The 9,759-nt window shown below is 70.8% G+C and carries 9 protein-coding genes; 2 read left to right on the forward strand and 7 right to left on the reverse strand.

Annotation, left to right across the window (positions count from 1 at the left end; genetic code table 11):
- The 4 genes from BKE38_RS20390 to BKE38_RS20405 all read right to left on the reverse strand — a co-directional run.
- A partial coding sequence (locus tag BKE38_RS20390) for an ATP-binding cassette domain-containing protein (protein ID WP_131829670.1) occupies positions 1 to 279 on the reverse strand: 279 nt, incomplete at its 3' end.
- Positions 280 to 296: 17 nt separating this feature from the next.
- Entirely contained in the window at positions 297 to 1,190 is an 894-nt protein-coding gene (locus BKE38_RS20395; RefSeq protein ID WP_076959089.1) for a carbohydrate ABC transporter permease, read from the reverse strand.
- Entirely contained in the window at positions 1,190 to 2,122 is a 933-nt protein-coding gene (locus BKE38_RS20400) for a carbohydrate ABC transporter permease (RefSeq protein WP_076959090.1), read from the reverse strand. The genes BKE38_RS20395 and BKE38_RS20400 overlap by 1 nt, the downstream gene beginning before the upstream one ends.
- Before the next feature lie 95 nt (positions 2,123 to 2,217).
- Positions 2,218 to 3,585, reverse strand: coding sequence for an ABC transporter substrate-binding protein (locus BKE38_RS20405; RefSeq protein WP_083747718.1), 1,368 nt, complete (start codon positions 3,583 to 3,585; stop codon positions 2,218 to 2,220).
- Between the two features lie 159 nt (positions 3,586 to 3,744).
- On the opposite strand from BKE38_RS20405, the gene BKE38_RS20410 reads away from it, so the two are divergent.
- Positions 3,745 to 4,863, forward strand: a complete 1,119-nt coding sequence (locus BKE38_RS20410; protein ID WP_076959091.1) for an NAD(P)/FAD-dependent oxidoreductase — start codon at positions 3,745 to 3,747, stop codon at positions 4,861 to 4,863.
- Between the two features lie 14 nt (positions 4,864 to 4,877).
- A complete protein-coding gene (locus BKE38_RS20415; RefSeq protein WP_076959092.1) occupies positions 4,878 to 5,873 on the forward strand; it encodes a threonine ammonia-lyase in 996 nt (331 codons plus the stop codon).
- A 116-nt stretch (positions 5,874 to 5,989) separates the two neighbouring features.
- On the opposite strand, the gene mntR is transcribed toward BKE38_RS20415, so the two are convergent.
- The 3 genes from mntR to BKE38_RS20430 all read right to left on the reverse strand — a co-directional run bounded on the left by mntR (position 5,990) and on the right by BKE38_RS20430 (position 9,735).
- Positions 5,990 to 6,421, reverse strand: coding sequence for a manganese-binding transcriptional regulator MntR (gene mntR, locus BKE38_RS20420; protein ID WP_076959093.1), 432 nt, complete (start codon positions 6,419 to 6,421; stop codon positions 5,990 to 5,992).
- A gap of 120 nt (positions 6,422 to 6,541) precedes the next feature.
- A complete protein-coding gene (locus tag BKE38_RS20425; protein WP_408887430.1) occupies positions 6,542 to 8,914 on the reverse strand; it encodes a helicase-related protein in 2,373 nt (790 codons plus the stop codon).
- 77 nt (positions 8,915 to 8,991) lie between these two features.
- Positions 8,992 to 9,735: an SDR family NAD(P)-dependent oxidoreductase gene (locus BKE38_RS20430; protein ID WP_076959095.1), complete on the reverse strand. Its 744-nt coding sequence runs from the start codon at positions 9,733 to 9,735 to the stop codon at positions 8,992 to 8,994.
- Positions 9,736 to 9,759 lie beyond the last annotated feature (24 nt).

Here is a 9,759-nt window from a genome sequence, read left to right on the forward strand (position 1 = left end):
GACCGTCATGTGCGGATAGAGCGCGTAGTTCTGGAAGACCATGGCGATGTCGCGGTCGCGCGGCGGCACGTCGTTGATGACCTTGCCGCCGATGGCGATCTCGCCGTCGGAGATTTCCTCGAGCCCCGCGATCATCCGCAGCGTGGTCGACTTGCCGCAGCCGGAGGGGCCGACCAGGACGACGAATTCATGGTCGGCGATGTCCAGGTCGATGCCTTTCACCGCCTGCACGCCGCCTTCATAGGCCTTCACGACCTTGCGGAGCGTTACCTGGGCCATGCGTTAATTTCCCCCCTTTAGCCTTTGGTGGCGCCGGCGGTCAGGCCGGCGATGTAGTAGTCCATGAGGAAAGCGTAGACGAGCAGCGGCGGCAGCGCCGCCATCAGCGCGCCGGCCATGATCTTCCCCCATTGGAAGGTGTCGGCCCGGATCAGGTCGGAGACGATGCCGACGGTCAGCACCATCTGGTCCGAGCTGACCAGGAAGGCGATCGGATAGATGAAGGCCGCCCAGCTCACCGTGAAGGCGAAGATCATCGCCGCCAGGATCCCCGGCAGCGCCACGGGAATGAAGATCTTCCAGAGCATCTGCAGGTGGCTGGCCCCGTCGATCAGCGCGGCCTCGTCCAGCTCCTTCGGGATCGAGGCGAAGTAGCCGATCATGATCCAGGTGCAGAAGGGCACGGTGAGCGTCGGGAAGATCAGCACCATGGCCCAGAGATTGTTGTACAGGCCCAGCCCGCCGATGATCTGGAACATCGGGATGAACAGCAGCGTCTCCGGCACCAGGTAGGTGAGGAAGACGCCGGTCGCCAGCGTGCCGCTGCCCCAGAACTTCATGCGGGCCAGGGCGAAGGCCGCCATCACCGAGATGATCATGCTGACGATCACCGTGATCACCGTGACCATCACCGAGTTGCGGAAATGGATCAGGTAGTTCCCCTGGGTCAGCAGCTCCCAGTAGTTCTGCAGCGTCGGCTTGCTGACCATCCAGGGATTGCCGGAAAGATCGGCGATCTCGGCCGAGCTCTTCAGGCTGGTGACCAGCATGTGGAAGGGCGGCACCATGAAGAAGACGACGAAGAAGGCCAGCGCGATATAGGCGCCGATCAGCGCCCAGCGCCGCTCGCGCTTCAGGCTGCCCTGGCGCGCCTCGGGGGCGGGAATGGCGTTGGCGGTGGTGCTGCTCATCACGCCATCTCCTTCGAGCGCTTGTTCACCCCGCGCAGGGTGAAGATGGCGAAGATCGCCAGCAGCGGGAACATGAACAGGCTGACCGAGGCGCCGAGCGGGATGTCGCCCGACTGGATGCCGACCTGGAAGGCATAGGTCGCGAAGACATGCGTGGTGTCCTGCGGCCCGCCATTGGTCAGGATGCGGACGATGTCGAAATTGGCGAAGGTGACGATCAGGCTGAACAGCACGGTGATCGAGATGACGTTGCGCATCATCGGGAAGGTCACGTGGCGCAGCTTCTGCCAGCCGGTGGCGCCGTCGATGGCCGCCGCCTCGTAGAGCTGGTCGGGCACCGATTTCAGCGCCGCCAGATACATGATCATGAAGAAGGGCGAGCCGTACCAGACGTTCACCAGGATCACCGAGAAGCGGGCCCAGCCGGTCGCGCCCAGCCAGGGCACGGGGTCGACGCCGATGCCCAGCAGCGCCCAGTTGAAGGCGGAATAGGAGGGGTCGAACAGCCACCACCAGGCCAGGGTCGAGATCGCCGGCGGGATGACCCAGGGCACCAGCAGCATGCCGCGCCACTTGCGCTGGCCCTTGGACGGCAGGGCGTGCAGCACATGGGCGAGGACGAAGCCGATGAAGGCCTTCAGCAGCACCGCCGAGACGGCAAAGAGCACCGACTGGAAGACGACGTTCCAGAAGGTTTCCCGCGATAATAGGAAAGTAAAATTGTCCCAGCCAATGAAGCGGGTCATCCGCCGGTTCAGCATCGACAGGTAGACGGCGTAGAAGAAGGGATAGACCACCAGCCCCAAGACCAGAAGGATCAGCGGCAGGGTCAGCAGGAAGGCGACGGTGGAATTGCGCCGCGCCAGCCGGCGCAGCATCGGCCGGCCGGTGGCCTCGGCGCCGACAGGGGCAGAGAGCGTGCCTTGGGACATGCCAGACTCCCTCGCGGTTGCGGGAGAAGGGACAGGCGCCGCCGCCGGGGATCAGCCCCGCGGCGGCGCCCGATCGAAGGTCAGGCGGGCTGGGGTCAGCCGCGCTTGAAGCCTTCCAGCTCCCGTTCCGCCCAGGCGATGGTGCGGTCGATGGGCTCCTTGTTCTGCACGACGCGGGCGATCATCTTCGCCTGGATGCCCTGGTTGTACATCTGCACCGCGATCTCCGGCGGCGCCGGGTAGCAGGCGATGAACTGCTCCGCCTTGTGGTGCGGCTTGACCGGGTAGTTGTAGACGACGCCGGTCGGCGGCCCTTCCTTCTCCCAGGTGTCGAAGTCGGTCATGCTGGTGAAGGGCGGGATGTCGTAGCCGTTGCTGGCGGCGACCATGGCGGCCGCCTGCTCGCGCTCGCTGAGGAACTCGACCAGCGCCTTGGCCGCGCCCTTGTTGCGGCTGAAGCTCCAGACGCCCCAGAAATACGGCAGGTAGGGGGTGAAGCGCCCCTGCGCCCCGGCCGGCGCCGGGAAGGTCCAGCAATGCTCGGAGACCTGCGGCGCGTCGCGCTTGGCCACCGCCCAGGCGGAGGGCGGGTTGAAGATCAGCGCCGACTTGCCGGAGATCAGCGCCCGGTTGTTCGAGGCGTCGTCCCAGGAGAAGACGTCGGCCGGCAGGAAGGCGAACAGCTTCTGGCTGTATTCCAGCACGCGGCGGACGCCGTCGCTCTTGGCGGTGATGTCGCCCTTGGCGTTGACCAGCTCGGCGCCGAAGGAGCGGAACAGGCTGCCGATCCAGTCGGTGGCGTCGGTGAACTGCCCGGCCGGCAGGCCGAAGGGGACGCCCGCCTTCTGGCAGGCCTCGGCGGCGCGCAGGAAGGTGTCCCAGTTCCAGTCGGCCGCCTTGCTGCCGGGATTGGCATTGGCCGGGAACATCTCCTGGATGTCGATGCCGGCATGCTGCTTCAGGAGGTCGATGCGGCCCAGCGCCGGCTTGTTCTGGCTGCCCGAGATGGCCGGCACCGCGCGCCACTTGCCCTGGACCTTGCCCAGATATTCGACGATCGGGTTCAGCGCGCCGTATTTCTGGCTCAGCCGGCCCATGATGTCGTCGAGCGGCTCGAGCTTCTCGGCCTGGGCATGCACCTCCCAGGTCGGGAAGGACAGCATGTCATGGCCCTGCCGCGCCTGCGACTCGGCGGCGATCGTCAGCAGGTTCTTGTTGCCGACCGAGGTGATGAAATCCAGCTGGATCTCGACCCGGTTCTTCTGGCCCCATTCGGTGACGATCTTGCGCATGGCGTCGTTGCCGGCCGGGACCCAGTGGTCCCAGAGGCCAAGCGCCAGGCGGCCGCCCGATGTCTGGCCATGCACATTGACCAGGGGCAGCGCCGAGGCGGCCGCGCCGATCGCGGATGCGCGCAGCAGCGTGCGCCGGGGAATCCCCCCGGGAATCCCTTTGCCTTCCATTCCGAAACCTCCTCGCACGGGCGGCTTGATGCCGCCGGGCCTTTGCGGCCACTCGTTGCAGGGCCGAGGTTAGGCATTGCCCCGGGCGGCTGGCAATCATTGTTGGCAAGGGCCCGGGCCACTTGCGGGGTTTTCATGCGCGGCCCAGGATGCCGCGCCATGCAGAGGCCACTCTTCGACGCGCTGGTGCTCGGCGCCGGCATGGCGGGCGCCAGCGCCGCCGCCCATCTGGCGCCCCGCCGCCGCGTCGCCCTGCTCGAGGCGGAGGAGCGCCCGGGCCTGCACAGCACCGGCCGCTCGGCAGCCCTCTGGGAGCCGAACTGGGGCAATCCCGACAGCCGTGCCCTGACCCGCGCCTCGCACGGCTTCCTCACCGCGCCACCGCCGGGCTTCTCAGAGGTCCCGCTGACCGCGCCGCGCCGCGCGCTGCATCTGGCGCCGCCCGACCAGGTCGCCGAACTCGAGGCGGCCATCGCGAAGACGCCCGACTTCCAGGCGATCTCGCCGGAAGACGCACGGAAGATCGTCCCCGCCCTGCGCCCCGGCTATGCCGCGGCCGCGGCGCTGGAACGCGTCGTGCTGGATATCGATGTCGCCAGCCTGCACCAGGGTTTTCTGCGCATGGCGAAGGCGGCCGGCGCCGTTGTGCTGCCCAGCCAGCGCGCCGCCCGCATCGAGCGCCGCGGCGGCCTCTGGCACGTCCAGACCGAAACCGGAGAAAACTTCGCCGCGCCCATCCTGGTGAATGCCGCCGGCGCCTGGGGCGACGTGGTCACCGCCATGGCCGGGCTGCCGAGGCTCGGGCTGCAGCCGAAGCGGCGCAGCGCGCTGATCGTCGATCCCGCCCCCTGGCCGGTCGCCGCCTGGCCGCTGGTCGGCGATATCGGCGCCAGCTGGTACGCCCGCCCCGAGGCCGCGACGCGCCTGATGCTGTCCCCGGCCGACGAGACCGACTGCGACCCCGGCGACGCCCAGCCCGACGAGCTCGACATCGCCATCGCCGTCGACCGCCTGATCCAGGCGATGGACATCGCCATCCGCCGCGTCGAGCATCGCTGGGCCGGGCTGCGCAGCTTCCTGCCCGACCGCTCCATGGCGATCGGCCCTGGCGGCGCGCCCGGCTTCTTCCAGATGATCGGCCAGGGCGGCTACGGCATCCAGACCGCCCCCGCCCAGGGCCGGCTGCTGGCCGCTCTGATCGACGAGACCGATCCGGGGGAGCTGGCCGCCGTCATCCCCCTGGTCGATCCCCGCCGCTTCCTGACCGTCCCCGCCTGAAGGCCTGTCCCACGATGAACGCGATCAGCCCGCTGCCACTTCCCACCTATGCCGATGTCGAGGCCGCCGCCCAGCGCCTGGCCGGCCGCGTCCTGCGCACGCCGATGCTGCGCCACCCGCTGCTGGACCAGCTGGCCGGCGGCACCGTGCTGGTGAAGCCCGAGCCGCTGCAGCGCACCGGCAGCTTCAAGTTCCGCGGCGCCACCAACGCGGTGCTGCAACTGGACGCGGCGCAGCGCCAGGGCGGGGTGGTCACCCATTCCTCGGGCAACCACGGCCAGGCCATCGCCGCCGCCGCCGCCGCCGAGGGCGTGCGCGCGCTGATCGCCATGCCGCAGGACGCGCCGGCCATCAAGGTCGAGAGCACCCGCCGCTGGGGCGCCGAGATCACCTTCTTCGACCGCCACAACACCGACCGCGAGGCGCTCTCCGCCCAGCTGGCCGCCGAGCGCGGCGCCACCGTCCTGCCGCCCTTCGACCACCCGCATGTCATCGCCGGCCAGGGCAGCCTGGCCCTCGAGCTGATCGAGGATGCCCGCGCCGCCGGCCACAGGCTCGACGCGCTGGCCGTCTGCACCGGCGGCGGCGGGCTGATCGCCGGCTGCGCGCTGGCCGTCGAGGGCGCCTCGCCGGGCACGGAAGTCTGGGCCGTCGAGCCGGAAGGCTGGGACGACACCGCACGGTCGCTCGCCGCCGGCGAGCGCCTGGCCAATGACGGCAAGGGCCTCAACCTGTGCGATGCGCTGCTGTCGATGCGCCCGGGCGAGCTGACCTTCGCGGTCAACCAGCCGCGCCTGGCCGGCGGCGTCTCCGTCACCCCGGAGGAGGTGTTCCGCGCCATGCGCTTCGCCTTCGAGGCGCTGAAGGTGGTGGTGGAGCCTGGCGGCTCGGTCGCCCTGGCGGCGCTGCTGGCGGGGAAGATTCCCGCCCGGGGGCGGACCATCGGGATCGTGCTGTCGGGGGGGAATGTCGATCCGGCGGTGTTCGCGAAGGCTCTGGCCGCGGGGTGAAGGAAAGAGTCTGGGGGCATTGAATGCCCCCAGGCCCCCACATTCATGAACAGATGGCGGGGTCCGGGGTGACACGGTCACCCCGGCGGGGGTCTGGGGGCGGAGCCCCCAGTCTTTCAGCTGCGGCCCAGGAACTTCTCGAAGGCGGCCAGGGTCGCATCCGAGACGTGGTGCTCGATGCCTTCCGCGTCGATCTCGGCCACTTCGGGCGGGACGCCCAGGGCTTTCAGCACATCGACCACAACGCGGTGCCGGGCACGGACCTCGTTGGCCAGGGCGTGGCCGGCGGTGGTCAGGAAGACGCCGCGATACGGCTTGGAATGCGCCAGGCCTTCGCGCTTCAGGCGGGCGATGGTCTTGATCGCCGTCGCATGCGAGACGCCCAGGCGGCGGGCGATGTCGGTCGGGCGCGCCTCGCCGGTGCTGCTCAGCAGGTCGTCGATCAGCTCGACATAGTCCTGCATCAGGGCGCTGGCGCGGGCGGTGCGCGCGGAGGCGTGCCGCGCGGCCTCCTGCGCCTCCGTCATCTCCGCCTCGTCCTCGTCCATGCCGCGCTCCCGGTCCGGTGCCGCCGCCTCTAGCATCGGCGACGCCGCAGCGCAAAATGTAGGAGAGCCTACATTTTGTGCGGTGGCGTCTACCGTGCTGAAATGTGGGAGGAAAAATCCTCAGGCGGCGCGGCGGGCGCGGCGCTGCTGGCGCAGGACGTCCTCGATCCAGCTGTCCAGGCGGTCGGTCTCCGTCTCGGCCTCGACCAGGTCCGGATAGGCCTGGGGGAAGCGCAGCGCCAGCCAGCGCCAGGCGACCAGACGCTTGTGCACCTTCTCGCAGCGCTGCAGCTCCTCGCCCGAGGCGCGGTCGGGCGGCGGCAGGCGGCCGGCCAGCGGCGGGCGCACGGCATGGCCGGCGCCGTGGTCGATCGCCCAGCGGGCGAGGCGGGTGATGCCGTTGTCGCGCTCGTCGACCGGGCACATGGCATAGGTCCAGCGGTCCATCAGCGACAGGCCGGCGACGCCGTCGATCGCCGAGGCAATGGCCATCTGCTGCGTCAGGTCGGCCAGGCGGTAGTTCGGGTCGTCCTTGCGCAGCACTGCGCGCTTGATCCGGGCGAGCACGCCGAACAGGCTGTCGGAGCCGATCTCGGCGGCGACGGCGGCGATGATGTCGGCATCCGGCTGCACCTGCGGGCGCAACTCGGCCGGCGGCGCGGGGGGCGCCTCCAGCATGGTGCGGACGAAGCCCGGGTCGCCGGCGCCGGCCAGCACCGCGACCACGCCGCCCTCGTGATGGCCGAAGCGCCCGGCGCGGCCGCCGATCTGCTTGACCTCCTGGCTGTTCAGCTCGCGGCGCTCCTCGCCGTCGAACTTGCGCAGGGTGGAGAAGATGACGCGGCGGATCGGCAGGTTCAGCCCCATGCCGATGGCGTCGGTGGCGACCAGGATATCGGCCTCGCCGGAGCGGAAGCGGGCAGCCTCGGCGCGGCGCACCTCTGGCGACAACGCGCCGTAGACGACGGCGACCTTGCGGCCGCGGGCGACCAGCCCCTCGCGCAGATCCATCACGTCGCGGCGGGAGAAGGCGACCAGCGCGTCGCCGGTCTTCAGGTCCCCGGCATGCAGCGGCCGGTCGGAGGCATGCAGCGCGCCTTTCCGCTGCAGCGTGATCTCCTCCACCGTGTCGCCGCAGAGCTGGGCGATGCGCTTGACCATGGGCACGCATTCCGGCGCGCCCAGCACATAGACCTCGCGCGCGGGCACGCCCATCAGCGCGGCGGTCCAGGCGGCGCCGCGGTCGCGGTCATGCAGCAGCTGCGCCTCGTCGATGATCGCGACATCGACCGGCATGTGGAAGGGGCACATCTCGACGGTGGCCGCCAGGTGGCGGCTGCCGGGCGCCAGGATGCGCTCCTCGCCGGTGGACAGCGCGGCTTCCACGCCGCGGGCGGCCAGCGCGTCGCGGAACTCATGCGCCAGCAGGCGCAGCGGCGCGAGCGCCAGGCCGCTTTCCGCCTGGGCCAGGCGGTCGAGCGCGGTGTGGCTCTTGCCGCTGTTGGTCGGGCCGGTGACCAGGATGATGCGGCGGATCAGCGCGCGGGCGGTGGCGAAATGCGCGGCATAGCGGTCGAGCGCCGCGGCGCGGGCGACGGCGGCATTGGCGGCCTTGCCGCCGCGGCCGGCGGCTTCCTCCGCGGCGCGGGCGGCGCGCGGGCTCTGCCGGCCGGCGTCGCGCGGGTCGCGCTCGCGCTCGGCCTCGCGGCGCCAGGCGGGCAGCTCGCGGCGCAGCGCGATGATCTCGGCCGGATCGAATTCCCAGCGCTCCCGCCCGTCGCGGCCGGGGATGCGGCGGGCGACCGGCAGCAGCCCGGCGCCGGCCCAGCGCAGCGCCTCGCGCTCCGAGCAGCGCAGCAGGCCCGGGATGCCCTCGATGCCGACCAGGCTCTTCTCCCAGGCGCGGAGCCGGGCGACCTCCTCGCGGCGCTTCTCGCGCGCGGCCTTCTCGGCCTGGCGGAAGTCCTGGCGCCGGCGCTCCTCGACATGGGCGGCGGCGCGGGCGAAGCGGTCGGTCTCGGTCGCGTCCAGCCCGTGCGCGCGGGCGACGGCCTGGGCCAGGGCGGCATGCCGCTCGGCCGACAGCGCGCTGCCGGTGATGTCCTGCAGCTCGGCCTCGACGATTTCCAGCGCGGCGCCGGGGCGGGCGGCGGCCTGGCGCAGGCGGGACTGGACGGCGGCGTCCAGCGCGGCGCGGATCGCCTCCTCGCCGGCATCGGGGTCGGTCAGGCTGGCGGCGGCGGCATCGGCCTCGGCGCGGCGGACCCAGACCTGGCCGGCGCGGTTGGCGATCGCCATGGCGGCCGAGGCCCAGGCCTTGCGCCGCACCTGGCACAGGGCCTCAGCCACAGCGTCCCGATCGGCCGGCAGGCGGCGGGCGACCAGCCGGGTCAGCTGGGGCATCTCGCGCGGCTCGACCCGCAGGCCCGAGGCCAGGATGGCCGCTTCCGCCGGATGGGCGGGGGCGATGGGGTCGTCATGCGTCACGGTGATGAAAGTCCCAGGTCAAGGCAGTTGCGTCGCAGCCTTACCGGAAAACGCCCCGCGAAAGCCAATGTTGCGGTGCAGGATCAGACATGCTGGCCGCCGTTGATATGGATCTCGGCGCCGTTGATATAGGAACTCGCCTCGGTGCAGAGGAAGTGGATGGTCTCCGCCACCTCCCGGGGGTCGCCGAGCCGCGCCATCGGCACCAGCTCCTGCACCAGCGCGTCCGTGCCGGGCGACAGGATCGAGGTGGCGATCTCGCCGGGCGCGATGGCATTGGCGCGCACCCCGCGCGGGCCGAATTCATGGGCGAATTCGCGGGTCAGCGCCGCCAGCCCGGCCTTCGACGCGGCATAGGCCACGCCGGCGAAGGGATGCACCCGGGAGCCTGCGATCGAGGTGACGTTGACGATGGCGCCCTTGGCCGCCTCGAGCTCCGGCAGCAGGGCGCGGGCCAGCAGCGAGGTGGAGACCAGGTTGACGTTCAGCACCCGGGTCCAGGTCTCGGCGTCGCTCTCCCGCACGCCCAGCCGCGTGCCGCCCGGACCTTTCGGCGAAATGCCGGCATTGTTGACCAGCGCATGCAGCTGCCCGCCCGGCAGCCGCGCCCGCACCTCCGCCGCCAGCCGGTCGATGTCGTCGATATTCGCGAGATCCGCCTGGATATGCCCCTCGCCGGCGCCAGGCCAGGGGCAGGCCAGGTCGAAAGGCTGCCGCGAGACGGTCAGCACCCGCCAGCCCCGCTCGCCGAACAGCTTCACCGTGGCATGGCCGATGCCGCGGCTGGCGCCGGTCAGCAGGAGGTAACGGGGAGACGCTTCGGTCATGGGGGGCCTTGATGGGTGTGTGGG

The organism is Teichococcus deserti, from assembly GCF_001982615.1.
In the GTDB taxonomy this organism is placed as follows: domain Bacteria; phylum Pseudomonadota; class Alphaproteobacteria; order Acetobacterales; family Acetobacteraceae; genus Pseudoroseomonas; species Pseudoroseomonas deserti.

Excerpts from the sequence above, each read along its gene's own strand:
- BKE38_RS20400 (WP_076959090.1), bottom strand. The coding sequence starts at position 2,122 with ATGTCCCAAGGCACGCTCTCTGCCCCTGTCGGCGCCGAGGCCACCGGC.
- BKE38_RS20415 (WP_076959092.1), top strand. The coding sequence starts at position 4,878 with ATGAACGCGATCAGCCCGCTGCCACTTCCCACCTATGCCGATGTCGAG.
- BKE38_RS20430 (WP_076959095.1), bottom strand. The coding sequence starts at position 9,735 with ATGACCGAAGCGTCTCCCCGTTACCTCCTGCTGACCGGCGCCAGCCGC.
- BKE38_RS20410 (WP_076959091.1), top strand. The coding sequence starts at position 3,745 with ATGCAGAGGCCACTCTTCGACGCGCTGGTGCTCGGCGCCGGCATGGCG.
- mntR (WP_076959093.1), bottom strand. The coding sequence starts at position 6,421 with ATGGACGAGGACGAGGCGGAGATGACGGAGGCGCAGGAGGCCGCGCGG.
- BKE38_RS20395 (WP_076959089.1), bottom strand. The coding sequence starts at position 1,190 with ATGAGCAGCACCACCGCCAACGCCATTCCCGCCCCCGAGGCGCGCCAG.
- BKE38_RS20405 (WP_083747718.1), bottom strand. The coding sequence starts at position 3,585 with ATGGAAGGCAAAGGGATTCCCGGGGGGATTCCCCGGCGCACGCTGCTG.